Origin of the sequence: Vibrio sp. MM46, assembly GCF_027587135.1 — a bacterium.
Taxonomy (GTDB): Bacteria; Pseudomonadota; Gammaproteobacteria; order Enterobacterales; family Vibrionaceae; genus Vibrio; species Vibrio harveyi.
Genome location: NZ_JAPPTO010000005.1, coordinates 191903 through 218189 on the forward strand (window position 1 = coordinate 191903; position 26287 = coordinate 218189).

At 44.2% G+C, this 26287-nt stretch carries 20 protein-coding genes; 14 read left to right on the top strand and 6 right to left on the bottom strand.

Going from position 1 to position 26287, the window contains the following annotated elements:
• Positions 1–24: 24 nt before the first annotated feature.
• A complete protein-coding gene (locus OH459_RS07960; RefSeq protein WP_005446071.1) occupies positions 25–1962 on the bottom strand; it encodes an LTA synthase family protein in 1938 nt (645 codons plus the stop codon).
• Positions 1963–2379: 417 nt separating this feature from the next.
• Here OH459_RS07960 and OH459_RS07965 point away from each other — a divergent pair, with 417 nt between their 5' ends.
• Both OH459_RS07965 and OH459_RS07970 read left to right on the top strand, forming a co-directional pair.
• Positions 2380–3474, top strand: coding sequence for a hypothetical protein (locus OH459_RS07965; protein WP_269986311.1), 1095 nt, complete (start codon positions 2380–2382; stop codon positions 3472–3474).
• Entirely contained in the window at positions 3471–5375 is a 1905-nt protein-coding gene (locus tag OH459_RS07970; RefSeq protein WP_269986312.1) for a DUF3857 domain-containing protein, read from the top strand. Before OH459_RS07965 ends, OH459_RS07970 begins: the two co-directional genes overlap by 4 nt.
• A gap of 41 nt (positions 5376–5416) precedes the next feature.
• Here the strand turns inward: OH459_RS07970 and OH459_RS07975 are convergent, their stop codons facing one another.
• A complete protein-coding gene (locus OH459_RS07975; RefSeq protein ID WP_005446066.1) occupies positions 5417–6820 on the bottom strand; it encodes an MATE family efflux transporter in 1404 nt (467 codons plus the stop codon).
• Positions 6821–7192: 372 nt separating this feature from the next.
• Between OH459_RS07975 and OH459_RS07980 the strand changes: the two genes are divergently transcribed.
• From OH459_RS07980 to OH459_RS08010, 7 genes are all read left to right on the top strand, one after another.
• Positions 7193–9073: a DUF294 nucleotidyltransferase-like domain-containing protein gene (locus OH459_RS07980; protein ID WP_009703074.1), complete on the top strand. Its 1881-nt coding sequence runs from the start codon at positions 7193–7195 to the stop codon at positions 9071–9073.
• On the top strand, positions 9070–9819 hold the full coding sequence (locus tag OH459_RS07985) for a 3'-5' exonuclease (RefSeq protein WP_069218099.1): 750 nt from the start codon (positions 9070–9072) through the stop codon (positions 9817–9819). The genes OH459_RS07980 and OH459_RS07985 overlap by 4 nt, the downstream gene beginning before the upstream one ends.
• Positions 9820–10044: 225 nt before the next feature.
• Positions 10045–11709 carry a BCCT family transporter gene (locus OH459_RS07990; protein ID WP_005446060.1) on the top strand — a complete coding sequence of 555 codons (1665 nt, stop codon included), beginning with the start codon at positions 10045–10047 and terminating at the stop codon, positions 11707–11709.
• 344 nt (positions 11710–12053) lie between these two features.
• The gene (gene ectA / locus OH459_RS07995; RefSeq protein ID WP_026000336.1) at positions 12054–12587 is read left to right on the top strand and encodes a diaminobutyrate acetyltransferase; all 534 of its coding nucleotides are present in this window, start codon (positions 12054–12056) and stop codon (positions 12585–12587) included.
• 33 nt (positions 12588–12620) lie between these two features.
• Complete coding sequence (gene ectB, locus OH459_RS08000; RefSeq protein WP_269986314.1) at positions 12621–13886, top strand: diaminobutyrate--2-oxoglutarate transaminase; 1266 nt, start codon at positions 12621–12623, stop codon at positions 13884–13886.
• 14 nt (positions 13887–13900) lie between these two features.
• Positions 13901–14287, top strand: a complete 387-nt coding sequence (locus tag OH459_RS08005; protein ID WP_005446054.1) for an ectoine synthase — start codon at positions 13901–13903, stop codon at positions 14285–14287.
• A gap of 80 nt (positions 14288–14367) precedes the next feature.
• Positions 14368–15792, top strand: a complete 1425-nt coding sequence (locus tag OH459_RS08010; protein WP_009697467.1) for an aspartate kinase — start codon at positions 14368–14370, stop codon at positions 15790–15792.
• Between the two features lie 57 nt (positions 15793–15849).
• On the opposite strand, the gene OH459_RS08015 is transcribed toward OH459_RS08010, so the two are convergent.
• Positions 15850–16185 (bottom strand): hypothetical protein, encoded by a 336-nt coding sequence (locus OH459_RS08015; RefSeq protein ID WP_005446050.1) that lies wholly within the window; start codon positions 16183–16185, stop codon positions 15850–15852.
• Positions 16186–16609: 424 nt separating this feature from the next.
• Positions 16610–17596: a cytochrome-c peroxidase gene (locus OH459_RS08020; RefSeq protein WP_017818076.1), complete on the bottom strand. Its 987-nt coding sequence runs from the start codon at positions 17594–17596 to the stop codon at positions 16610–16612.
• Between the two features lie 661 nt (positions 17597–18257).
• On the opposite strand from OH459_RS08020, the gene OH459_RS08025 reads away from it, so the two are divergent.
• Positions 18258–19850: a S8 family peptidase gene (locus OH459_RS08025; protein WP_269986315.1), complete on the top strand. Its 1593-nt coding sequence runs from the start codon at positions 18258–18260 to the stop codon at positions 19848–19850.
• Positions 19851–19952: 102 nt separating this feature from the next.
• Here the strand turns inward: OH459_RS08025 and OH459_RS08030 are convergent, their stop codons facing one another.
• Entirely contained in the window at positions 19953–20837 is an 885-nt protein-coding gene (locus tag OH459_RS08030; protein WP_269986316.1) for a LysR family transcriptional regulator, read from the bottom strand.
• Between the two features lie 193 nt (positions 20838–21030).
• Here OH459_RS08030 and OH459_RS08035 point away from each other — a divergent pair, with 193 nt between their 5' ends.
• Together OH459_RS08035 and OH459_RS08040 are read left to right on the top strand one after the other, a co-directional pair.
• A complete protein-coding gene (locus OH459_RS08035) occupies positions 21031–21927 on the top strand; it encodes an SDR family oxidoreductase (protein ID WP_050939718.1) in 897 nt (298 codons plus the stop codon).
• A 263-nt stretch (positions 21928–22190) separates the two neighbouring features.
• Complete coding sequence (locus tag OH459_RS08040; RefSeq protein WP_269986317.1) at positions 22191–23357, top strand: hypothetical protein; 1167 nt, start codon at positions 22191–22193, stop codon at positions 23355–23357.
• A 133-nt stretch (positions 23358–23490) separates the two neighbouring features.
• Here OH459_RS08040 and OH459_RS08045 read toward each other — a convergent pair whose 3' ends face one another.
• Complete coding sequence (locus tag OH459_RS08045; protein WP_045489164.1) at positions 23491–24099, bottom strand: LysE family translocator; 609 nt, start codon at positions 24097–24099, stop codon at positions 23491–23493.
• A gap of 161 nt (positions 24100–24260) precedes the next feature.
• Here OH459_RS08045 and OH459_RS08050 point away from each other — a divergent pair, with 161 nt between their 5' ends.
• Both OH459_RS08050 and OH459_RS08055 read left to right on the top strand, forming a co-directional pair.
• The gene (locus tag OH459_RS08050) at positions 24261–25619 is read left to right on the top strand and encodes an aminotransferase-like domain-containing protein (RefSeq protein WP_009697474.1); all 1359 of its coding nucleotides are present in this window, start codon (positions 24261–24263) and stop codon (positions 25617–25619) included.
• A 127-nt stretch (positions 25620–25746) separates the two neighbouring features.
• Positions 25747–26262 (top strand): hypothetical protein, encoded by a 516-nt coding sequence (locus OH459_RS08055; protein ID WP_269986318.1) that lies wholly within the window; start codon positions 25747–25749, stop codon positions 26260–26262.
• Positions 26263–26287 lie beyond the last annotated feature (25 nt).

Sequence of the window (26287 nt, forward strand, 5' to 3'; positions counted from 1 at the left end):
GCTATAAATGAATGTTTGGTATGACTACTGAACCGCTTTGGATGCATACCAGTTGTTTTGGTACGCCTTAGAGGCAAATAGTGCATTGGCTTTCGCGCGTTCAATAACGGCTGGATCAACGTCCATCGGCTCCATGGTTTGTTTATCAAAATCGTATTGCATTGTTGATACTTTCTCACCCGGAGAGAATACAACGAGGTTATCTCGGGTTAGGTAACCAAAGTTCTTGTCATATTGCATCATTGCACGTTCATCTTCACGAGCCAAAGGCTTAGTCAGGTCACGACCGATCATCGGTGTTTTTGCATCGATACCAATCAAAGACAGCAGTGTTGGTGGCATGTCGATGTTGTTTGCAATGCGGTCATCTTTGCGCGGTTTGATGTCTTTACCAATGATTAAAGCAGGAATGTGGAAGTGCTTCACTGGCACCAAGTTCGCACCGAATACACGAGCATCATGGTCAGCAATGACGATGAAGATAGTATCGTCCCAGTAAGAAGATTTTTTCGCTTTATCAAAGAACGTACCAATCGCATAGTCTGAGTATTTAACGGCATTGTTGCGCGTCATATGCTCAGCATCGTAAGGTTCAATCTTACCTTCTGGGTATTCGTATGGGCTGTGGTTACTCGAACTGAATACTAAGCTAAAGAAAGGCTTGTCAGTTTTTGATAAGCGCTCAAACTCTTGGTCCGCTTTAGTGTAAAGATCTTCATCACTTACACCCCAAGAGCCAACAAACTCTGGGTTCTCATAGTCTTTTTCTTCCACAATCTGGTCGAAGCCGTTACCGAAGAAGAAGGTTTTCATGTTATCGAAGTTTGCTTCACCACCATAAATAAACTCAGTGTGGTAACCGCGGTTTTTCAGTAAGTCAGCAATAGTAAAGAAACCTGTTTGGCTTTTGCTTAGTTTTACCACTGCGCGCGATGGTGACGGTGGGAAACCTGTTGTCACCGCTTCGATACCACGAACAGAACGCGTACCCGTTGCGTACATCTGAGTGAACTGCCAACCTTCATTCATCAACTTGTCGAAGTTAGGCGTAAGAGGAAGACCACCCAGAGAACCAACGAATTGAGCGCCCAAACTTTCTTGAAGCAAGATAACCAAGTTCTTTGGTTTTCCTTGATATGTTGCTTGGTTGCTGTTCATGGTTGGAAGTAAAGATGGATCAAAATCAGACTTAGCTGAAGAGGCGCGAACGATGTCGAGCATCTTCTGATCATCCATTTTTCCGTAAAACTGCTCTGCGCTCTTTTCTGACTTCATGTTGTTGACAGCAAACAACAGTGAATAGGAAGAGTTGAGTGCTAGATCGTTCATTAGAGGATCATTCGAAAATGCCACCATTGCAGGGTTAAGAGGGCGGTGACCCAAAGATGAACGAGCGCCAGCGACACCAATCAGTACCACTAAAATTGCAAGAACAGGACGCCATTTCCAGTTTACTTGCTGAGCGTTATCCGTCAGTTTCTTACTCCATTTCCAACCTAAGAAAAGCGTAATAACCGTACCAAGCGTGCCGATGAACAGTTCTAACTTGTAGCCAGTCCAAAGCATGCTGAATACTTCTTTCGGATAAATGAGGTATTCCACGAACAAACGGTTCGGACGAAGATCGTATTCTTGTATAAATGGAGCGGTAGCAAGCTCCATGTATACCAAGATCCATAGACCAGCGACCATCCAACAACGGAGTAACCATTTCCAGCACTCACCAATCTTACCGGTCACCGGTAACAGCGCAGATAGTAAGCCTGGCAGGATAAACAACCAACAAATCGTTGCAAAATCGACGCGTAAACCCTGACCAAGAATGTAAATAAGGTCGTTAAAAGATTCGATCCGGTCAGAGAGCCAAAAGGCTAATAAAATCCGCGAAGTGGACAAAAAGACAAGCGAAAATAGCGCAAATACAGCAACAGGCTGTAAAGGCCCAAAGGTGGGCTTTTTCATAAATATTCCCTAATTTACTGATGTGTTTGGTTTTTATGATGCGTCTTGTATCAAAGAAAACGTGAAACAAACGTGAAATATAAGGCTTATCTATAAATTTAATTGTAATGATTGGTACGACTTTGTAAGGGGGCGTAATGCGATACTCAACTATACGAGTAGTGATTTTTTGAAACTCAACATTTGGAAGTAAAAACCAGCAGAGAAGAGAATAATTTGCGTTAGTTATTATTTAACGTTAATCACAAAAGGAGATGCGTTAAGCCTCTTTCATTCGTGTTTTACTGCATCTTTGTTAATATCGCCGATTTATAAAATATAAATATAACGAGTGAGTTAGAAATATCTTTCGAGCTTATGACTGAAATGCAATGTGACGCAGTCGGATCAATGTACGTTTTGGCTTTGAATTAAAATATGGATTTAAAAATGCAAGAAACCAGCAGTATGCCTTGCGAAGAAGTGTTAGATAAATCGTCTTCTGATGACGCGCCTACTCAAAAAATGAAAGTGGCGTATCCAAGAAAACCAATTTTTGATTGGTTTTTAGCTTTCAGTACTCTCGGCTTTTACACAAACTTTTGGCTCTATCGCCGTATTAAAGAAATAGACCAACTATCCGCTAGAAACTTCAAACCGTTTTTATGGTTTTTTGTTCCTTGGCTGGCGATTTTCCAATACTTCGCATTTCGCAGCTTGGATCGCACGCTTTGTGAACTCGAAGAGGATAATAAGAACCTCAATGTTCGTACCGTTTATTATTTAGGTGCATTAGGGTTCTTGTTATCAACGATTTACTTCTCCCTAACTTCGCAGTGGGCAACACCCTTATGGCTAGATTTCGTCGCATATTTACTTACTGCTACTTCATTTACTGCTTTTTCTTATCGAGTAAACAATTTCAAACGTCAGCGAAGCGATATTGAGTTTACAGGCAAAAAAGGTGGTTACCATCCTTTGGAATGGTTGGTCGTAATCATTATGATACCGGGTGTGCTGTTGATGTATGGCGTGATGTACAACAATTCCGTAATGAAAGACAGTTTAGAAGCGTACCCAGATCAATCTACTTACATTGAACAGGGACAGGATTTTCAGCTCACTTTCCATGGTGCTAATTGGCATCGTTTAGAGATTGGTACGTACAGTGATGGCTCAGCGTTAGCAGAGTTTGCGAGTGAAGAGTTTGGTTCTTACCTAATCGTGTTTAATAACCGAGAGCTCCAGGATATTAACGAGCACATGCATGAGCGTCGTCAATGGATTGATGAGGAGATTGGTGCGTCTCGTTGTGTAGAGTCACGCAGCTTTGTCGGTAACGATTTTGCGCTCAAGGTAGAGTTAGTCTGCACCAAGGAAAGTGGCTCAATGTTAGCTTCGGGTTACGTGACTTTGCTTCACTCTGGTGATAATAGCTATGAGCTAATGGGAATCCTAGATCAACCCGCTAAAACTTACTCTCAGAGAAAACCAGAGTTTGCAGCGATGGCAAAGGAGTTCACATTACAATGAATTTAACTCAGTTATTTAGCCTAGTCGCTATTGCTGGATCGTTAGGTGTGCATGCTAACGAGTATCCCCAAATCGACTGGAAGTTATCACAAGACGGTCTACGGGACGCGTTAGCTCTCATCCCCAAAGATAAATCACATTCTGCAATGGCTCAGCTTTTACGTGAAACTAAGTTTAATGTTCGAGCCGACGTTGTTAGAAAAGAGCAAACATTAGTCAACTACTTTCCAAGGTTTGTCGACGTTGAATCGCATGGGACGATGGGGCTGTACTTTGACCCTAATTATGAAAAAGTGATAATCAAAGCGGCTGCATCAGTTTCACCAAACGGAGTGATAAAGCAGATTGACCCATCTCAAATTCAGGTGCTAGGTACAGGCGTTTATAACACCTTTTCCAGTCAAAAAGAGATCGCTTTAGCAATCCCAGGCTTGGAAGAAGGTGGTATTGCTGTCTTGAAGTACGAAATCATTACTCAACGTTCAATGATGGAACATGATTGGGCTGAAGAGCTACATACACAACGTAGCTACCCAATGGATAGTTTCCGACTCGACGTCGTGTGGGATGAGGCTTCGCCAGTTTATTGGGCAAATGACAGCGAAGATGTGAATTGTAAACAGACCAATTCAACTCTCTCATGTTTGGGGCACAATATCGCTGCTTTTGATGGTGATTATCAGGTTAAGTGGCGTGATGCTATTAGTCGCATTGCTTTGGGGTCTATGAGAACATGGCAAGATGTCGCGGATCGCGCGTCGACCACCATGAACACAGCGTTTAGAGATCAATCGGGCTTAGAGCCGCTGTTTCAAACATTGACTCATGGCGCAATCGACACTGATGAGAAAATCAAACGCATTTTGAGCTTTGTGTCTCGTGATATTCGTTACGTTTCGCGTTCAAAGTTCGGTCATGCGATGACGCCGCATGACCTTGCCGAGACGATTGAAAACCGCTTGGGCGACTGTAAAGATAAATCTGTTTTGCTACTCGGATTATTGAATAAACTGGGCTTGGACGCTGAGTTAGTTTTGGTCGCAACAAAGCAAATCAAAACAGAAGGGGTATTGCTGCCAACAATGACGGCATTTAACCATGTAGTTGTTTGTTTTGAGTATGGTGAACAGCGTTATTGTGTAGACCCAACTGATACACAAACCAATTGGCAGTACACACCTGAGTGGATTCAAAGCAAAGTGTCTCTTCCATTGACGCAAGACGCTCAACTTGGACAAATGCAACAAAGCCGTTACCGATGGAAAATGAATACTGACACCGTGATTTTATTTGATGATTTGGGTGGACAAAAAGAAGTTCAAGAAAGGGTTTACGTCGGTGAATATGCAGGGTTGGTGCGCGCCAATTTGTATGAACTGGGTGAAGCTGAACGTATCGAAAAATTAACGGATGAATATTCCGAAGTGGTAACAAGCATCGGTAACCCCGAATTTCAGGTCAAAAATCTCGACACTATGGCGACTCGAACCGTTGTCCGGTCTGAGTCGGTCATCGAGCCGTTTCTAGGCGTGGAAGAAGAGCTTCAATATGAAGAGCATGATGCATGGATCAAGAAGGAATTGGTTGACCTGAAAATGTACAATGAGAAGTATCCTGCACTTTTCCATGGAGTGAGAGTTGTGTCTGATGTGTATTACGATACCAACAATTTATGGGAAATTACGGATATTCCTCCGACTCTTGAATTGACCCATTCTTTGGGCTCGCTAACACGCAGCGCAGAACTGATTTCGCCGACTGAATTGTCCGTAAGAACAATACTTGAAGTGAGGTCTACAATGGTCGAAGTGTCTGAGAGAGAGCGCTTCAATAAGATGCTTAATACATTTGCAGAGCAGTCTCTAATTAAGTTCTATGGCAAAGTGTTAAAGCAGCCCTAACTAAAAATGAACAAAGGAGCTCAAGTGAGCTCCTTTGTTCATCAGTTCAATACAAGTTCTTTAGCATCAAGTTCATTCGTAGTTTGATTGTACTTCTTAATCACTAGCGCCAAGCGAATCAGCATTGCAATTGCCGCGGTAGTTAATCCTGTCACGATACCAATCCAGAAGCCTTCTTCGCCCATAGCAGGGACGATTTCATCGGTGATACCCAGCAACATACCCAATGGAAGTGCCAAGCCCCAGTAAGCAAGAATTGCCAGAATCATTGGGATCTTAGTATCTTTGTAGCCACGCAGAGCGCCGTTTGCAGAGGTCTGCAGTGCATCGCTGAATTGGTACATCGCAGTAAACATCAGCAGCGTAGCCGCTGTTGCTGAAACCACAGGATCTGTGGTGTACAAACGAATGATCCACTCTGGGAACAGCAAGAAGAAGCCGACTGAAATCAACGACAGTAGCGCGGCAGTAATAATGCCTACCAAACTGCGGTGAGAGGCCGTTTCAAGCTTTTGTTCACCCAATGCATGACCAACGCGAATCGTGATACCAAATGAAAGACTCATTGGGATCATGTACGTCATGCTAGAAATATTCAGTGCTATTTGCGCCGCTGCAACGTTCTCCGCACCGATACGACCAATCAACAGGGCAATCACCGCGAAGATACTGCCACAAACCGCAATGTTTAAGCCAATCGGCATCCCGAGTTTGAACAGCTGTTTGATCTCTTGCCATACTGGTTTTAATTCTGCGAAGTGAAGAATGTTTTTATAGTGGTGATGGCTCTTGATGTAGCTAAACAGCAGGGCCGACATCAGCCAGTAAACCAAGCTAGTAGCCCAGCCACAACCAACCGCACCCAGAGCCGGCATGCCGAATTTGCCGTAAATCAGAATGTAGTTAACAGGGATGTTTACCAACAAACCAATCACAGAAATCAACATCGGTGCGCGAGTGTTGTTCATCCCTTCGCAGAAGCCATTCAAAGTGTAGAAAAGCGCAATGCCTGGAACACCAAACGCCAACGCGACAACGTAATCACTCGCGATAGGGATGATCTCAGGTGCAACACCTAAGCCAACGAGAATGGTTTCCCCAAGTAGTAAGTAAACAATCAGAATCGCACTGACAAACGCAGACAACCAAAGCATCTGAATAAACGCGATACGCACGTTATTTAAACTTTGTGCGCCGCGGTGGTAAGCCACAACAGGTGTTAATGCCATGATGATGCCGCGAAGCAATAGCGAAACGGGTAGCCATAAACTGGTGCCAAGTGCGATCGCAGCAAGGTCGGCAGCACTCACTTGTCCTGCCATTGTGGTATCGATAAAGCCCATCGACTGAGTGGCAAGTTGCATCAGAATGATAGGGATCGATAGGTGTAACAAAGCGCCCGATTCTTTAAAAAAGCGAGAAAAAGAGGAAGGTTTGTTTTGCATGGAAGTAATTAAACACCAATATCAATGCACCAGTGGAAGCAGGATAGCGTTGTGCATTGTAGGGTGTGCCGCGTAGGCACGCGCAATATACGGATTTTTGTTCTTGCGTTCAATATGTAATTTAGATCACAAGAAAACGATTGCGAGAGCTTTTAAAGTAAATATTTATCGCGTGAATGCATTGTATTTTTTACTGCTGATTTTTAGATGAAAACAAGCAATTTTAGACACACTCGTTTCAATAATCATCAGTCATTATTCCGCTTTTCGACGGTTGCACAGCTTTTTATCTGACGTCTCAATTTATTTATTGTCTGATTATTTTCTTGGTGATATTTATCGCCTTAGTTTAGGCAATGCATGGAATAAAGAATGGAAGCCGAGCAATTAGAAGTACTCAATTTCATTAGCCAATACCCACCTTTTGATGATTTACCGGAAGAGCACCTAAGAAACATCGCAATGAATGCCGAAGTCGCCTATTACCGCGCAGGGACGGACATTCTCAAGAAAGGCGATGACATTCGTGATTTATACATGATCCGCAGTGGTGTGGTGGAAATCTTCCGCCGTAAAGGGGAGTTGTACAACCGTATTGATGCTGGTGGTTTGTTTGGACAAATGGGGTTGTTGATGAACAACCGTGTCCGTATGCCAGCCAAAGCGATTGAAGACACCTTGGTTTACTGCATTCCAGAGAAGATCTTTACGGAGCTATGTGACGAGTTTGAGAACTTCGCCGATTTCATGGAGTTGGAAGACAGCGCGAGGCTGCGTACCGCTGTATCAAACCACTCAGATGGGAATGACTTTACGACTGCGAAAGCGCGCAAGATCTTAAGTCGTGAGCCAGTGACGCTAGAAGCCAGTGCAACGGTTCGTGAAGCGGCGATCTTAATGGCAGAAGAGGGCGTCACTGCGCTTTTGATTGTCCGCGCGCAAGAAGACATTACTGAAGACGACGATGACCAACTGCTTGGTATCTTGACCGAGAAAGATCTGTGCGTTCGCGTTTTAGCTGAAGGTCGAGACAGCGATATTCCTGTAAGTGAAGTGATGAGCTACGACGTTGTGTCGCTCGATTACAGTGCTTACGTGTTTGAAGCTATGCTGACAATGCTGCGTTACAACGTCCATCATCTTCCAATCCTAAAAGATAAAAAGCCGATTGGCGTAATCAGCATGACGGATATCGTCCGTTATGAGTCGCAAAACAGCTTGTTGCTAGTGAGCTCTATCTTCCAGCAAAATTCGGTAGAAGATCTCAAAGCGGTATCTAAACAAGTGAAAGACTGCTTTGTCCGAATGGTGAGCGAAGACGCAAATGCGCACATGGTTGGACGAGCGATGTCGGTTATTGGCAGCAGTTTTAAGCAAAGATTGGCAGAGCTAGCAGAGCAAGAAATAGGTCCTGCGCCCATCCCGTATTGTTTGTTGGCGATGGGCTCCATGGCACGTGATGAACAGCTTATCGTCACAGACCAAGACAACGCGCTGATTCTAGACAACAGCTACGACCCAACATTGCATGGTGAGTATTTTGCTCAGTTCGCGAAATTCGTTTGTGATGGATTAGCCGAGTGCGGTTACACCTACTGTACTGGCGACATTATGGCAACTAACCCACAATGGCGTAAAACGCGCTCAGAATGGGAAGAGTGCTTTGCGAACTGGATTGATAATCCAACGCCAGAACGTCTTCTGCATAGCAGTATTTTCTTCGATTTACTTGGTGTACATGGACGCGTGAAATGGGCTGAGCAATTGAGCGGGTTCATTGTCCGTCGTGCTAAGAAGAACAATCGTTTCTTGGCTTGTATGGCTTATAACGCAATCCGTCGTACACCACCACTGGGCTTCTTCAAAGACTTTGTGATGGAGAAAGACGGACGTCATCGCAATTCCATCAACTTGAAGCGTCGTGGTACCGCACCAATGGCGGATCTGATTCGGGTGCACGCGTTGGCGATTGGCTCTCGTTCGCAAAACTCGTTTGAGCGTTTGGATGACATCAACAATGCGGGCATCTTACCGAAAGGTCGCGGCATGGATTTAAAAGACGCTATGGAGTTGATCTACATGGTGCGAATCCGACATCAAGCGCTGGATATTGAAAATGGGGAAGAGCCCGATAACAACATCGAGCCAGAAGAAATGTCGGAGTTTGAGCGTCGCAACTTAAAAGCTGCATTCCAAATCCTAAGCAACGCACAGAACTACATTAAGTTCCGTTACCAGAGAAGTGGCAAATGATGTGGTTTTCTAAACAGAAGCAAGATAGTCGAGATTTGCTTGATACCAGCCAGCCCCCCGATTGGGCGGTTTTCTTCGAGCAACTTTCCGAACAAGCGAAAGATACTCGATTAAAACGTTATTACTCTACGCCTATTGTGAATGGTGATACGCCACTAAAAGAGGTACCGTTTGTCTCCGTCGATTTTGAGACTACTGGCTTAAACGCAGAGGAAGACGCCATTCTCACCATAGGCTTGGTACCATTTACCCTAGGCCGCGTACAGTGCAGTGGCTCTCGTCATTGGGTTGTGAATCCAAATCGAGAACTGAATGAAGAGTCGGTGGTGATTCACGGCATTACCGATTCTGAAGTGAAGAATGCACCTCAACTTGAACAAATTCTTGATGCCATTCTTGATGCGTTGGCAGGTAAGATTGTGGTCGTGCACTACAAAAACATTGAGCGACAATTCTTCAATAATGCCTTGTTAAACAGTATAGGTGAGGGGATTCAATTTCCAGTCGTTGACACCTTGGATATCGAATACGCAATTCAGCGTCGACAATGTGAAGGTTGGTTAAATAAACTCAAAGGTAAAAAGCCTGGGTCTGTGCGACTCGGACATGCGCGTGAGCGTTACCATTTACCTGTTTATCAGCCTCATCATGCCCTTACGGATGCACTTGCAACCGCCGAGTTGTTGCAGGCACAACTGCAGTATCACTTTGACGGTGACATGCCATTGTCCGTGGTTTGGCAATAGTGGTTCGGTAAATTGACAACAAAAATAATTAGTCGTCCTGATAACAAAATGCAATGCGATATCATGGCGGTTGAGGGTAAAATTATAAAGTAGAGCAACCCTTCTAAAAGCGACACAACGATCGCACATAAGCTTTGCAGCAAGTGACACAAGAAAGTCATCACTCAGCTTCCTACACAAGCTTAATTTGAATTTAATCTAGCCACGTTTTTAAGGAGATAAATCGTGAGCACCGACAATAATGGCGGTATACAGCGCCCCGACGGTAAGGTGAACCCGATCGATACTGATTACCAGATTGGTCAGGACAACGTCGCGTTAAAAGTAGGTCCTTTCGGACTTGATATTCACAACCGTGTGTTTGCTATTTCAGGCATGTCGATCATCCTGTTCGTAGTGTTAACACTGACTTTCCGACAACAAGTAGAACCGTTTTTTGCGGGTTTGCGTGGTTGGCTTGTATCTAACCTTGATTGGTTCTTCCTATCTGCGGGCAACGTGTTTGTCGTGGTGTGTTTGATTCTGATCGTAACGCCACTTGGTCGCGTTCGTATCGGTGGTACAGAAGCAACACCAGACTACACTTACGCGGGCTGGTTAGCGATGCTATTCGCGGCTGGTATGGGTATCGGTCTGGTATTCTTCGGCGTATCTGAGCCTATGTCTCACTTCAGTGCTGCACTTGGCGGCGTGAACGTTGAGAATGGTATCCGTACTGACTGGGCTCCATTAGGCGCAGCAGAGGGGGATACCGCGGCGGCATCTGCACTAGGCATGGCAGCGACGATTTACCACTGGGCACTTCACCCTTGGTCAATCTACGCACTGTTGGCTCTTGGTTTAGCGATCTTCTCGTTCAACAAGGGCTTGCCTCTAACGATGCGTTCTATTTTCTATCCTCTTTTCGGCGAGCGAGTTTGGGGTTGGGTTGGTCACGTTATTGATATCCTAGCCGTTGTTGCAACTGTGTTTGGTCTTGCGACTTCTCTTGGCTACGGTGCATCACAAGCAGCAACAGGTCTAAACTTCTTGTTCGGCATCCCGATGACAGAGACAACGCAAGTCGTGCTTATCGTGATCATTACGGCGTTAGCGTTAATCTCGGTAGTTGCGGGTTTAGATAGTGGTGTAAAACGTCTGTCTGAAATCAACATGGGTTTAGCAGCACTATTGCTATTGTTCGTGATCATCGTGGGTCCAACGCTCGCAATCATGACGGGCTTCTTTGAGAACATCATGTCATACCTTGCGAATGTTCCAGCACTATCGATGCCATTCGGTCGTGAAGACGTGAATTACTCTCAAGGCTGGACGGCATTTTACTGGGCATGGTGGATTTCATGGTCACCATTCGTAGGTATGTTTATCGCGCGTGTTTCTCGTGGTCGTTCCGTTCGTGAGTTTATCGTGTGTGTAATCCTGATCCCATCAACCGTGTGTGTATTATGGATGACGGCATTCGGTGGTACGGCGATCAGCCAATACGTGAACGATGGTTACCAAGCGGTATTTGATGCAGAGCTTCCACTTAAACTGTTCGCGATGCTAGATGTGATGCCTCTGTCTCAAATAACCTCTATCGTGGGTATTATTCTGGTTGTGGTGTTCTTCATCACATCAGCGGACTCTGGTTCTCTTGTAATCGATACGATTGCAGCGGGTGGTAAAGTGGACGCACCAACACCTCAACGTGTGTTCTGGTGTACATTCGAAGGTTTAGTTGCAATCGCGCTAATGCTTGGTGGTGGTCTAGCGGCTGCACAAGCAATGGCGGTAACAACTGGTTTACCATTCACAATCGTATTGTTGGTTGCAACGGTATCTCTAGTGAAAGGTTTAATGGATGAACCTCGCCCAACATCAAAATCAATGAAGAAAGCGAAAGCGTAGTTTGAGCTTCCTTCATAACAACTAAAAAAACGGCACGTCTCAACGTGCCGTTTTCTTTTCTGAATTCTTCATATCTAGCCAGAAATTGGCTACGACTTTCTTCCTGTTCAAAGCTTTTTTTACGCCACAATATCGATAATGTGCAGCGCATCTGTCTAAAAATATTCTTAACCCTATAAATACATTAGAGCTCAAACTATTTTTAAAGTCATCTGCACTTTGCCTTCGTGCGATCTAGATCAAATAAACGGGCATTTAGAGCTGGTCAGTTTGATTTTTATGCACAATCAGTGTGCATAATAAAAAGGAAATTTAATTAGTGTACGAAGGATATGTATCTACATATGATTACCTCAGCACCTTGGGTGATGTATCCAGAAATTGGAGAAGACCCAAGCAAAAAATGGATTTTTCGTGAACCTGTCGTGTCTGATGGCGACGACATTTATGGTTTAATCGCAGATTGTCCGCCGCTCGATATGAACTCTTCATATTGTAACTTCCTCCAATCTAGCCATTTCAGCAAAACCTGTGTTCTCGTCGAGCACAAAGGTGAGATCGCTGGTTTCATCTCTGGTTATCAGAAACCGGATGAGCTCAATGTATTGTTCATTTGGCAAGTCGCCGTCGCACCGCGATTTAGAGGCAATGGATTGGCTTTCAAAATGCTCAAAAACATTCTTGACCGAGAAGGTCTCGAAAATGTTACTGCCATTGAAACCACGATCACCAAGGCAAATGATGCATCTTGGGCATTATTCAAAAAGCTTGATGCGCAAAATGGCAATGACGGTGAAGTGACCACCTTCTTGGATGAAGATAAACACTTTAAAGGCAAGCACGATACTGAATATTTGTATCGTATCCCCCTCAAATAAACCCACTAATAGGAATCAAATAACGGTCTTATCATGGATATTTTTAAAAAGCAGGAATCCAACGTACGTTCATACTCAAACAGTTTTCCGGTTGTTTTTCGTAGTGCGAAAGGTTGCTGGTTAGAAACAGAGCAAGGTGAACGTTACCTCGACTTTCTTGCTGGAGCGGGATCTCTCAATTACGGTCATAACAATCCAGTACTTAAGCAAGCGTTGCTTGAATACATTGAAATGGATGGCATTACACACGGCTTGGACATGCATTCAGAAGCAAAAGCCGCCTTTCTTGAAGCGTTAAACCAATACATTCTTCAACCAAGAGCGCTGGACTACAAAGTTCAATTTACAGGTCCAACGGGAACTAACGCTGTTGAAGCTGCCATTAAACTCGCCAAAAAAGTAACGAGTCGTAGCAGCATTGTGGCCTTTACTAATGGTTTTCATGGCTGTACGGCAGGTGCGCTTGCAGCGACGGGTAATCAACACCACCGTCAAGGAGCGGGATCAAGTTTAAACAACGTCACGCGAATTCCATTTGAAGGCTATGCGGGTATTGATGGTCTGAAATTATTTGAAACCATGCTGACTGACAATTCGGCAGGCATGGACAAGCCAGCGGCCGTTCTACTGGAAACCGTGCAAGGCGAGGGCGGTTTGAATGTTGCCTCCAACGAGTGGCTGCAACGACTTAGTAAGCTGTGCGAAGCTCACGATATTTTACTGATTGTTGATGACATCCAAGCTGGGTGTGGTCGCACAGGTACTTTCTTTAGCTTTGAGCCATCAGCTATCAAGCCGGACATGGTGACGCTTTCAAAATCTATTGGCGGTTATGGTCTGCCAATGGCGATTGTTTTGCTCAAACCTGAATTAGATAAATGGAAACCAGGCGAGCACAACGGAACGTTTCGCGGTAACAATCATGCTTTCATAACGGCAACCAAAGCGTTAGAAACCTATTGGTCGACGAGTAACTTTGAAGCTCATATCAAATCTTGTTCCAACAAAGTTGAGAGCGTGATCCAACGTTGCGTACAGCGTTATCCTGAGCTGTTCGTGCAGCGTAAAGGTCGCGGCATGATGATTGGTATTGAATGTAAGAGTGGTGACATCGCGGGCAACATTGCAAAAACCTGTTTTGACAATGGTATGGTCATTGAAACCGCAGGCCCAAATGATGAAGTGGTGAAGTTTTTCTGCCCATTGACCATTTCTGAAGCCGAACTTACCCAAGGGCTTAATATCTTCGAGGGCTCGGTAGAAGCCATCGCAAACAAACATTTCAAACAAGCATCATAAATAAGGAACAGATCATGATCGTTAGAACACTCGACGAGTGTCGCAATAGCGAAAGGCGCGTGGTATCGGATAACTGGGAAAGTGTCCGTATGCTCTTGAAAGATGACAACATGGGCTTTTCATTTCACATCACGACCATCTATGAGGGTACGGAAACGCACATTCATTATCAAAACCATTTGGAATCTGTATTTTGTATGAGTGGAGAAGGTGAGATCGAAGTAGTCGGCGGTGAAACGTACCCAATTAAACCGGGTACGCTATATATTCTAGACAAGCATGACGAGCACTATCTACGAGCTTATAAAAACAAAGAAATGACCATGGCTTGTGTGTTCAACCCGCCCATCACAGGCGCAGAAGTTCACGATGAAAACGGCGTTTATCCTCTCGTTGATTAACCCATTAAGGTTTTAAAGGGGCGAGGCTTCGCCCCTTTTTCTTATCCATTCTTTCAAATTACCAACCATTAAGGTCCATCATGACACTTACCGTAGAAAAGATCGGCGGTACATCGATGACAGCATTTGATGCTGTGCTCGACAATATTCTCCTTCGTCCACAAAATCCATATAACCGTATTTTTGTTGTCTCTGCTTATGGCGGAATGACCGATGCACTATTGGAATGCAAAAAGACCAGTAAACCGGGTGTCTACCAATTGATTGCCAAACGAGATGAAGCGTGGCAAGACGCGTTAGCGTATGTTGAAAGCCGTATGCTCCTGACCAACGAGCACATTTTTGCTGACCCGATGAATCGCATGAGAGCTGATAAGTTCATTAGGTCTCGCATTTCAGAAGCAAAAACTTGCGTGACTAACATCCTAGAAACTTGTCAGTACGGGCAGTTCTCTCTGCGTCATTACTTACCTCAAATCCGTGAGTTTCTCTCTTCAATTGGCGAAGCACACAGTGCCTACAATACGGCATTAAAGCTCAAGAATATGGGGATTAATTCGACTTTTGTTGATCTGTCTGGTTGGGATAATCAGCAACCTCTAAGCTTGGATGACACAATACATGAAGCCTTTGAAGGGATTGATGTTACTCAAGAACTTCCAATCGTGACAGGTTATGCGTACTGCAAAGAAGGGTTGATGCATACGTATGACCGTGGTTACAGCGAGATGACTTTCAGCCGAATTGCAGCAACAGTCAAAGCCGATTTAGCCATTATTCATAAGGAATACCACTTAAGTTCTGCCGATCCAAAAGTGGTCGGTGTCGACAGTGTCAATCCGATTGGATTTACGAATTATGATGTGGCTGATCAATTGGCAAACCTTGGTATGGAAGCCATTCACCCTAATGCCGCCGCAGGTCTTCGCGAAAGTGGTATTGAATTGCAGATCAAAAATACCTTTGAACCTGAGCACAAGGGTACTCTAATCTCTGCGGATTACCGTCCGGAAAGTGACCGCATTGAAATTATTGCGGGTAAGCAGAAAGTATTTGCGCTTCACCTGTTTGACCAAACCATGGTTGGAAAAGTGGATAATGTCAGTTACGAACTGATGGAAATCATTGCTGATGCCCGCGTCAATCTTATCGGTAAAGAGATGAATGCGAATTCAATAACGTATTACCTAGGTGGCAGTGTCGATAGCTTAAATAAAGTGCTCTATAAGGCGGAAAAACGCCATCCACGAGCTTCTATTACTGGTAAAATGGTTGCGCTGATTTCTGCGATTGGCTCTCAAATTGATACTAACAAAACACTGGCGAAAGGCGTGTTAGCCCTGATGAATCGAGGAGTCACACCGATAGCACTCCATTCATCAATGAGAAACGTGAATGTGCAGTTTGTCGTCAGTGATGATGAATACCAACAAGCGATTTGCGCATTACATGGCGAGTTTTTTGAACAAGACCGCGGAGCGAAAAAATCGGTGAATGTTGCTTAATCGACTTGCCTGATCATGTTGCAGTTTTAAATACGGGGAATCTCTATTTGAAACTGCTTAACTGAATACATACTTTAAACTTCGCATGATAGTAGAGAATACAAGTGTAAATAATGACTTTGAGCGTCGTTTATCAATCAGTTCTTCTATCACCACGGTGGCGTCTTTAGTTAACCTTGCTCGCCAAATTAAGCACCAAATGACCCTAACACGATAACACTGGTTGTTAATGGTCATTGGGGCATTTCTAAACGCAATAGCATAAAGCCGTTTTGAATAGAGGATCTCTTCGCCAATTCGCAAGGTAAATCTTGTCGACAGGCGGTGATATTCAGCAGTGACGAGTATGCCATCGACATAATGTGATTGTGTTTGAACGGTTTTGAATCCCATCTTGCTCTATCCTTAGACCTCGAACTTAATCCAACGAATCAACATATTATTGGAAGTTCGTACAAAAAGATTCAATTACATTGTATTTCTTAATAAAAGTAGGGTGAGCGCATGCGATGAGATATGCAACGGTTAGGAGTGGCGGCATATATTGAGTCGACGCAAGGCAGCTTAGATGCAATCGCCCCACGAGCTTTTGTATGCAGTTATCTTGCGGGCAATTGGCTGACAAAGCGCTTGAAAATGGAGAGTTCTCGATGAACCCATTTGGGGATTATTGAGATAAGATAATGCCTTCGGGGTATCAGCATGAAGGTCAAACTGAAAAGCCTTATTTTTGCTAGATGAGACGGTTTGTTGGAATGGTTTGATAACCAAGCAAAGGAGCCGATCATGGCTCCTTTGTTATTCATTTACGACCGAGTTAGATATTCGGGCGAGCAGTCTCGTTAGTTGAAGGAGGTAGGTGAGGAAGAGTCACCTCTGGTTGATCACCGGTTAACGAACGTAAGAATTCAGTGATTTTAACCGATTCCTCTTTCGTCAGCTTCTGACCAAGCTGAAGGTCAGCCATCATTGCTACTGCTTCTTCTAGATCCCAAACAGAGCCGTCGTGGAAGTACGGGTAGGTGAGTTCGATGTTACGCAGTGTCGGTACTTTAAACACAAACTTATCGAAATCATTCCCCGTGATCGCTTTGCGCCCTATGTCTGGGTTGTCTGTTGCAAATGGCTTCACTAAGCCCATTTTTTGGTACATTTGCCCGCCAGCCAATGGACCACTATGACACGCTGTACAACCTTTTGCCTTGAATAAGTTATAACCCTCGACTTGCGCTGTTGTTAGTGCATTGTCGTCGCCTTTCAACCAAAGATCGAACGGCGCATTTGGTGTACGTAACGTTTGCTCAAACGTCGCAATCGCATCGGTTACATTATCGATGGTGATTGTCTCACTGCCGTAAGCTTCTTTAAACCACTCACGATATTGAGGAATCGATTTTAGCGTATCGATAGCCAATTGGTGAGTGAATGCCATTTCGAGTGGGTTCTCAATTGGACCTGCTGCTTGTTCCTGCAAATCTTTGGCGCGTCCGTTCCAAAACTGAACGAAGTTTAAGTCTGAGTTAAACACCGTTGGTGAGTTGATAGGACCAATCGCCCATTTATGACCAATGGAACTTGGTAGGTTATCGACGCCACCTTTTGCGATGTTATGGCAAGAGTTACAAGAAATGGTGTTGGAGGCGGATAATCGAGGTTCAAACCACAACGTTTTACCCAGTTCTACCTTTTTCGCATCAAGACCAGCAACCGGTTCAATCACCTTAATGGGTTCTGCGGATTGGCGCTCAGCATAAGCACCGAAAGATAGGACTGACAAGACGCTCACTGCTATAAGAGTTTTCATAATAACTTCCTTTTTAAGTGATTTTTTCACTCTCACTAGGGCGGCGTACTTCTTATTGGTACGCTCTGGAAGTCACGGTATAGCAATCGTTTTTTTCTATAAAATGCAAAAAATCGATGGTTTTTATGGCAAAAAACGATGTTAAAAGCGAACAAAGTTTGCACGATTTGATTTTGCTTGCTTTCAGCGGTGGTGGTTACTTTTTATTTACAAATATGTAAAGAATATAAACGAATGGTTCGTTGATTTAGGTCAATTATGCAATTAAGTGAGAACCATAGGAGGGAGTCCCTAGCAAAGTCCACGATTGAAGGTTTTATCTCGCTAGCTTAGGTTGGATAGAGGATATTTAACAACTAACAACTAACAACTAACAACTAACAGCTAACAACTCCGATGTTTAGAGTTATTCCATTTTAGGGATTTTGCTCTAAATCTAGATCGGCTTTTACATTTCAATTTCAATAAAGCTTGGTCATTGATCATGTTTTTGAGTATGCGAATTATTATCAATTGTGCATGTTGTTGCTTATTGTCTAATTTGATGGTGTAACGTCACTGCAGCACGTATTGAGCGTACTACGCTGATTGTCTGTCTTTTCGTGTTGACAGTTTGGTACTAGGTAAAAATCAACAAGACTATGATTTCAAGGAACATTCTATGTTAAAGAAACTACTAAGTTGTTGTATCACCTCGGCACTCTGTTTCCATTCTTCTCTCACTTTTTCGCAATCGACAGAACTCCCAAATGATGCGGATTTAGCGCAGACACCTGCGTCACTGATGCTTGCGCCTGAAGACGTCGCCATCGCTGATCGTTATATCGTTGTATTTCATCAACCTCAAATGATGATGAATAATTCACTTGAATTACAGCAGTTCACACAACAATCTGTGGACCGAATGTCTGGTTTGTACTCAATACAAGTGGAATCAGTATTCGACAATTCGATCAGCGGTTTCGTTGCGACGTTAGCTCCTGAACAGCTGAAAGCGTTACGTGCTGATCCACGTGTTGAATACATCGAGCAAGACAGAATTCTTACACTAGACCCAATAGTCTCGGCAGAAGTAAACCAAAGTAATGCAATTTGGGGGCTAGACCGAATTGATCAACGTAGTCTGCCTCTCAATAACAATTACAGCGCCAACTTTGATGGAACGGGCGTAACGGCTTACGTTATCGATACGGGTGTGAACAACTCGCACGTTGAATTTGCCGGACGCTCCATTTCGGGATATGACTTTGTCGACAATGATGCGGATGCCAGTGACTGTAATGGACACGGCACACACGTAGCGGGCACGATCGGCGGATCTTTGTATGGCGTGGCAAAGAACGTGAGCATTGTTGGTGTCAGAGTGCTTAGCTGTTCTGGCTCAGGTTCAACGTCCGGCGTTATTGCGGGTGTTGATTGGGTAGCTGCCAATGCTTCTGGTCCTTCGGTTGCCAACATGAGTTTAGGTGGTGGGCAATCTGTTGCTCTTGATAGCGCAGTGCAAAGCGCAGTTCAGTCCGGCGTTAGCTTTATGCTTGCAGCTGGTAACTCCAATGCTGATGCCTGTAACTACTCACCTGCGCGTGTTTCTTCTGGTGTTACTGTCGGCTCGACGACGAGCTCTGACGCACGTTCTAGTTTTTCAAACTGGGGTAGCTGTGTCGATGTTTTTGCTCCAGGATCACAAATCAAGTCTGCTTGGTATGATGGCGGTTATAAGACGATAAGTGGTACTTCAATGGCAACCCCACATGTTGCTGGTGTTGCTGCGCTTTATCTCCAAGAAAACAGTGCACTTTCACCAAGCCAAGTGGAAGCGCTGATCGTTGAGCGCGCAACCAGTGGCAAAGTCACGGACACAAGAGGCAGTGTGAATAAATTGCTTTACAGTTTAACGGATGCTGATTGTGGTCAAGATTGTGGTGGTCCTGATCCAACGCCAGATCCAGAAGGTAAATTGACCTCAGGTGTGCCAGTGAGTGGCTTGAGCGGTTCAACAGGGCAGGTAGCTTATTACTACGTAGATGTAGAAGCAGGGCAACGTCTAACGGTACAAATGTATGGCGGCAGCGGTGATGCAGATTTGTATCTACGCTTTGGCTCTAAGCCAACGCTTAATGCTTGGGATTGTCGACCTTTCAGATACGGCAACAGTGAGACATGTACAGTTAATGCCACTCAAAGCGGACGTTACCACGTAATGATTCAAGGCTATTCAAGCTACAACGGTGTAAGCATCCAAGCGAGTTACTAGTCACTGTTACGCATAGTAGAAAGTATCGATAGCAGTAAAATACAAAGCCCACTTGTCGGTGGGCTTTGCTTTATGGCGCTGTTTTGATGACTCGTATTGACGTTATTCAAACGCATCGCTCTTTTGTTTTAAGAACTCGATCAGTGTGCGTACTCTTAGCGGCATTAGCGCTTTCTCTTGGTACACCGCATAAATCGGAATTTCTAAATCGTGCACATCAGGTAGGATACGTACGAGATCTCCTCGCGCTAACTCTTCCTTCATCATAAAGCTCGGCATGATGGCAAAACCAAGATGATTCAGAACGAACGCTTTGACTGTCGCAGCGGTTCTCACTTGTACCTTTGGGCTGTGAATCAAACGTGTCACCAGACCTTTGCTATTGGTCATCGTAAGCTGCTTATCACCGTGAACGATATGGTGGCTAATCCAATCCAGTGTTAAGAGATCTTCAGGTGTGGATACCGCCTTAACTTTGCTTAGATAGGTTGGGGTAGCGCAAAGCATATCTCGGAAATAACCAAGCTTGATTGCATATAAGCTCGAATCTTCAAGGGCGGAAGAGGCACGCAGTGCAATATCACAACGAGATTCAATCAGGTTGCTGTAACTGTCACTCTCAATAATATCGAGTTTGATTTCCGGGTAGAGGTGCATGAACTCACTCAGTATATCCACCATCGCTGAGCTAGGTGTGGATATCCGAATCGTACCGCTTGGAATCTGGTTAGCATCTTGCGTTTCTGCATTCGCTTCAGATGCAATATCGCTAATCAGTTTGCATTTCTCATAGTAACGCAACCCTGCGTCGGTCAATGAAAGAGAGCGAGTAGTGCGATGCAGTAAACGTGTATTTAGCGCTTGCTCAAGTTTAGAGACGATCTGCGATACACGCGCTTTACCGATATCAAGCTCATCCGCTGCTTGAGTAAAGGATTGTTTCTCTGCCACTTTAGCAAAGACCATCATGTCATCGAGTGAAATCATATAGTTTATTGTCCGGAAGTTCTTATTATCCACTATTGTTTAGTAGTAATTAACAATCAGTTTAATCAAAGGGTAATTATCTATCAATCATCAAACGATATAGTGTCTCCATCGACAGCGGGGAGCCACAGCAGCTTGGTCATCTCCGCGTTATTAAGAAGAAATTATTTAAGAATTGAATGGAGAAACCATCATGTCAGATCGCAAAATTCTAGTAACAGGTGCATCAGGTAAACTAGGTTCACAAGTAGTAAAAGCACTGCTTGAAGAGCTAAATGTTCAACCAAGCCAATTGATTGTAACTACTCGCCATGCAGACAAACTGCAAGCGTTAGCAAGCCAAGGTGTGGATGTTCGCGAAGCAGACTTTTCTAGCCCAGAGTCACTAGAGAAAGCATTTCTCGGCGCAGACAGCATGCTGCTTATTAGCATCGACGCTTCTGGTCCTCGTACTCAAGCACACTTGAATGCTGTAGCGGCAGCGGAAAAAGTAGGGGTGAGCCATATCGCTTATACGTCGATGCCTTCTGCAGAAAGTTCGCCAGTGATGTTTGCTCATGAGCATGAAGCTACTGAAAATGCGATTAAACAAAGTCGCATCCCTCATGCCACCATCATGCGCAACAATTGGTATTTTGAAAACTTGGCAGAGTACTTCGCAAGCATTCTACAATCGGGGCATTGGTTGACGTCGGCAGCAGAAGGTCGCTCGGCTCAGTTATCACGTAGAGATTTGGCTTTTGCAGCGGCATCTGCATTAGTAAAACCAGCGCAAGGTAAAGTTATACTTCCAATGAACGGTGCGCAATCTATGACACATGCGGAAATGGCGAAGGTGATAGATAAAGTGTTGGGTACATCGACCACCATGGTGAACTTGTCTGATGAGGATTACCAAGCACAGTTAGAGTCGTTTGAATTGCCTGCACCAATCGTAGAGTTATGTGTAACAATGGACAAACACAACCGTGGAAACTATTCAGACGGCACAAGTGAGGCATTTGAAAAGCTAACTGGTAAGCAGCCACAAAGCTTTGAAGCCTGGTTAGAAGCAAACAAAGCAGAGCTACAAAAACTAGCGAATGCTTAAGATGATTTGAAACTAAAAAGGGACTCATTTGAGTCCCTTTTTAAATGTCGTTGACGAGACCTTAACTATAAATTATTTAGTGGTTTTAACGTATTAATAGCGAACAGGTCGAAGAGAAAATAAATGAATTTTCCCCTTCATAATGAGCTTTTGTTTAGTAATAATACCTTATTGAACGGTTACTTCATCACCGCTCTTTATTCTAAGTGTCAAATTTATCATATTGTAACAAATTCTTACATTTGGTAATTAGGGCAAACTTAATGCGATATCAATCTCCTCCAAGTGACCACACCGAACAAGCACAACAATCCGTCCAAGAACGCGCTGAACAACAGCGTATAGCTCGAAGGGAAGAACTAAAAGTTACGCAAGCAGACAATAAACGCTGGGCTGCTAACCGAGAAAGAGTCCTTGCTGAGCGCAACAGCGAAAACACCGACGTCGCACTAACGCCATTAAAAGAAAAAAAGAAAAAGAGTGGTCTCAGTTCATTGTTGTGTGCAAAACCGAGTTTTTCCAAACTACCGACCAAGACAGTTGCTTATTGCTGGGTCAATACAAAAGCAGAAAGTGGCGAAGACAATGTTATTCCAAGTGTTGAAAAAGAACATGGTCTGCTGAATGTAATTAGTAATGCTAAAGTCACTCCAAAGGTGAAACACGTTATTTATGTCGATAGACGTACGAAAGGTCGAACCTGTTACGACTCACGTGTAGAGCTTCCTGAGAATGTTAAATTCGTTTCAGTTGATGAATTACTGACGAAGAAAAACATGACAACACCTGCCATTGCGAAGAAGATGACAGAGCTGTATGAGGCAAGCATCAACTACGGTAGTCCTGCCTTTGCAAAGAACATGGTCTCCTTACTCGCCCTAAATGCCGGAGATTACTTCTTCGATATCGGTGTCAGCATCAAGCCAGACGGCAATTTAGCTAAGCATCTCAACGGCGAGAGCAAATTTTCTGGCGGTGCAGTAGGTAACGGAAGCTATCTGATGGGTGGACACGACAAAGAAGCGATCGAAATGGTTGTCGAGTTCCTCTATGGATTGTACACCTGTGAAAGAGCGCCAACTGTGCATCCTAAAAAAGCAGTGGAGATCTTAGACAATCTCGATAAATCACTAACGCCAAATGAGGTGATAAGCAAGGTTGTAGATAATGCGAAATTAGACGAGCAAATCACGCCGGCTGAATTCGTTACTTATTCTCGTAAGATGGAGAAGGAATTTGCTGAACGTGGCGTTAAGACAACGATGTGTGAATATGCCCGCCACACTGACGCCGTTTTTGGTAACACCATTACAATACTGACAAATAGCGTGAAAAAGAAATTTGCGGATGGAACAGATTTCGTTAATACCCATAAGATGAGCCATATTCATAAAACAAAAGTGGAAGCGCACCACGTCCCAGTTTTGTAGAGCGAGCAGAAGAGTATTGAGCTCATCCAGTTACTCGGTACGGCGCCAAAATCAAAAACGCCCACACTTGTTCAGCAGTGTGGGCGTTTTATCTCTTTTGATTCACCAGCCAGTATTACTTAACCGTTAGTACTCAGATTGAGTGCTCCAACACTGGTAACAATGATATGAATGTTATCGCTGCTAGGCTGATATTGAACATACGCTGCTTTAATGTGGTATTGAGATAAACACGGATTTTTTGACCAACCCAGACCCAAGTCATATTGGCAAACAGTCCGAATGTCGTAAACACGAAAGTAATCAATGCGACAGATAACCAATAGCTAGAGGGGAGGCTATAACTTGTGACCAAAGCAAGTGATGCCATCCAAGCCTTCATATTACCTAGTTGAAACAACGTAGCCTGAGTTACGTTGATTGGTTTGCTTTTGGTGGCTTTACCCGCGAAAGAGTTGGTACACAATAGCTTTATTATCAACCAGAACATGTAAGCCAGACCGATGTATTTTATGGCGAGATACCAACTTGGATGAGTCTGGAGAGCAACGCCGGCACCACACGCGCAAAGCAGAATTAACCCGATAACACCAATACGGATACCAATTAGGTGTCGCCATGATTTCCGGACACCAAATTGTGCCCCTGAGTTGGCGAGCAATAAGTTATTTGGACCGGGCGTGATGGCGGTAACAAACGCAAATAAACTCATCGCTGGCATTAGGTCCCATAATGTTGTCATTTCCTTTCCTCTCAAATAAGTGCTGCTGAGCCAAGAGTAAAGGGGCGAAGTGAGAGAGACCTACATTTAATGCGTCATGGTGACAATTCTTTGATTTCATTTTCGTCAGGCCTTATTTATCCTGAATACAAGAATTAATTGTACCCCTTCGGAGAGAGACAATGTTAGTCCCTGATATATCGGGTCGTTCCGGACCTAAGTTTATGGCACTGGCTGATGCGATTGCTGAGGTGATAGAGAGTGGTGAACTTGAACCAGATACGAAATTACCCCCTCAGCGTATTTTGTCTTATCGCTTGGGTGTGACGGTTGGAACGGTGACAAGGGCGTATCAGGAGCTTGAGCAGAGGGGCTTAACAGAGCCAAAAGTAGGAAGTGGAACTTATGTTCGGAACAGAGAAACTGAACTGAACCATTTTTATCATCCGGTATTGGAAGAACAAGGCATTGATTTAGCGCGCTGCCGACCTTTGTTATTATCGCAGCCGAAATTTCTGGCGAATGCGTTGAAAGAGTTATCTCACGAGGAGATCGCGCAGGCAGCCGTGCTGGATTACTACTCCGCTGATGGCATTCAGGGTCATAACGAGACTCTTCGACAATGGCTGATGAGCAAGTTTAATATCGATATTGACGCACGGCGTCTAATGTGGACTCATGGAGGGCAACACGGGATCTCGCTGATTATTCAAGCATTAAGCCGTCCAAAAGATACTATTCTTGCCGAAGGGCTGTGTTATCCAGAGTTCATCTATGCATGTCAGCAATCCGAACGAAAGCTAGTGCCAGTAAAAGTCGATGAACATGGATTAGATCCAGAAGATCTGGCATTGCACTGTAAGAGGCATCGCCCAAAACTGCTTTATCTCACGCCGGGAATACAAAACCCGACCGGAGCTCAATTAACAGATAGCCGAAGACTAAAAATCATAGAAATATGCCGTCGTTACAATGTGTTGATTATTGAGGACGACGTTCTCTACTGCCCGCCATCCCATCGAAAGAGTCCTTTAGTCGCTATTGCTCCGGATATTACCTTATACGTGGGCAGTTTTTCTAAGTACTTCGCGGGTGGATTGCGACTGGGCTTTATCATTCTTCCATTGTCTTTCAAAGAGTTACTGCAACGAGCGCTACGAGCCAGCTGTATGTATGTTAGCCCTTTGATAATCGATCTGGTTTGTCGTTGGTTAACCAGCGAAGCGATGCAGGCGGTGGACGAAGAGATCGCGATGGAACTCAGTGCGCGTCATCGGATCTGGAAGGCTGTATTTCCCGAAATCCAGATTGGCGTCCCTGGCTACAATGTATGGTTACCTTTGCCTGAGCCATTAACAGGGTATCACTTTAACCAATCGTTGTTGAAACATGGAGTCAGAGTGAGAGAAGCAGAAATGTTTGCCGTGGGTCGGTATGAAGTGCCAGCAGCGGTGAGGATATCACTCGCTGGTCCACTAAGCCGCCCACAATTGCAGTCCGCTTTAGAGACCGTAAGAGAGCAAATCGCACGGCTCACTTAAAGGCTCTAGAGGTAATATTTAATCTTGCATTTTTGAACGGATAAAAATCAAACCTGTCTATTTTTGAGGTTTATTGTGTTTCGTAGAATAGCGCCATCAACTTGCTAACACATAATGAAGGTTTGCTATGAGCACATCACAATTAGTTCTTGAATTATCTCTTATCGGCGCGATGCTACTCGTTACGAGTGTTTTTTTGGTTCGTAATTATGACAAAGCCGACAGCGCAGGAACAACAGTTCAAAAGATCCTAACTGGTCTTCTCGGTGCCTTTATGGTGATGGCGGGAACCGTAAAATTCTTTGACCCGTTTGCGACTATGTTCGCAAAACAGATTGCGTTAAGTGAACTGCCTTTTCCTACTTTGTCTCGATGGATGGGTCAATTAGGTGAGATTTTTGCAGGTTTACTGCTACTTGTGGTGATGATTGGCAATAAGGTACTCGCAGCACCAATTAAAGATAAAGCCATGCAGTTATCAGCGCTGTTAACTACCACAATTATGATTGTCGCGGTGTATGTTCACCTATTGCCAAATGTGCCAGCCGAAGTGCTACCACTTCAGTCTAAGCCACCTGTAATGACGCTGATTATTCTTGGGTTAGCTTGGTTAAATGCATTCCTATATTTTCGTAAAAAGTAATCGTAAAAGTTACAAAATAAACGCC

Excerpts from the sequence above, each read along its gene's own strand:
- OH459_RS07960 (WP_005446071.1), bottom strand. The coding sequence starts at position 1,962 with ATGAAAAAGCCCACCTTTGGGCCTTTACAGCCTGTTGCTGTATTTGCG.
- OH459_RS07965 (WP_269986311.1), top strand. The coding sequence starts at position 2,380 with ATGGATTTAAAAATGCAAGAAACCAGCAGTATGCCTTGCGAAGAAGTG.
- OH459_RS07970 (WP_269986312.1), top strand. The coding sequence starts at position 3,471 with ATGAATTTAACTCAGTTATTTAGCCTAGTCGCTATTGCTGGATCGTTA.
- OH459_RS07975 (WP_005446066.1), bottom strand. The coding sequence starts at position 6,820 with ATGCAAAACAAACCTTCCTCTTTTTCTCGCTTTTTTAAAGAATCGGGC.
- OH459_RS07980 (WP_009703074.1), top strand. The coding sequence starts at position 7,193 with ATGGAAGCCGAGCAATTAGAAGTACTCAATTTCATTAGCCAATACCCA.
- OH459_RS07985 (WP_069218099.1), top strand. The coding sequence starts at position 9,070 with ATGATGTGGTTTTCTAAACAGAAGCAAGATAGTCGAGATTTGCTTGAT.
- ectA (WP_026000336.1), top strand. The coding sequence starts at position 12,054 with ATGATTACCTCAGCACCTTGGGTGATGTATCCAGAAATTGGAGAAGAC.
- ectB (WP_269986314.1), top strand. The coding sequence starts at position 12,621 with ATGGATATTTTTAAAAAGCAGGAATCCAACGTACGTTCATACTCAAAC.
- OH459_RS08005 (WP_005446054.1), top strand. The coding sequence starts at position 13,901 with ATGATCGTTAGAACACTCGACGAGTGTCGCAATAGCGAAAGGCGCGTG.
- OH459_RS08010 (WP_009697467.1), top strand. The coding sequence starts at position 14,368 with ATGACACTTACCGTAGAAAAGATCGGCGGTACATCGATGACAGCATTT.
- OH459_RS08015 (WP_005446050.1), bottom strand. The coding sequence starts at position 16,185 with ATGGGATTCAAAACCGTTCAAACACAATCACATTATGTCGATGGCATA.
- OH459_RS08020 (WP_017818076.1), bottom strand. The coding sequence starts at position 17,596 with ATGAAAACTCTTATAGCAGTGAGCGTCTTGTCAGTCCTATCTTTCGGT.
- OH459_RS08025 (WP_269986315.1), top strand. The coding sequence starts at position 18,258 with ATGTTAAAGAAACTACTAAGTTGTTGTATCACCTCGGCACTCTGTTTC.
- OH459_RS08030 (WP_269986316.1), bottom strand. The coding sequence starts at position 20,837 with ATGATTTCACTCGATGACATGATGGTCTTTGCTAAAGTGGCAGAGAAA.
- OH459_RS08035 (WP_050939718.1), top strand. The coding sequence starts at position 21,031 with ATGTCAGATCGCAAAATTCTAGTAACAGGTGCATCAGGTAAACTAGGT.
- OH459_RS08040 (WP_269986317.1), top strand. The coding sequence starts at position 22,191 with ATGCGATATCAATCTCCTCCAAGTGACCACACCGAACAAGCACAACAA.
- OH459_RS08045 (WP_045489164.1), bottom strand. The coding sequence starts at position 24,099 with ATGACAACATTATGGGACCTAATGCCAGCGATGAGTTTATTTGCGTTT.
- OH459_RS08050 (WP_009697474.1), top strand. The coding sequence starts at position 24,261 with ATGTTAGTCCCTGATATATCGGGTCGTTCCGGACCTAAGTTTATGGCA.
- OH459_RS08055 (WP_269986318.1), top strand. The coding sequence starts at position 25,747 with ATGAGCACATCACAATTAGTTCTTGAATTATCTCTTATCGGCGCGATG.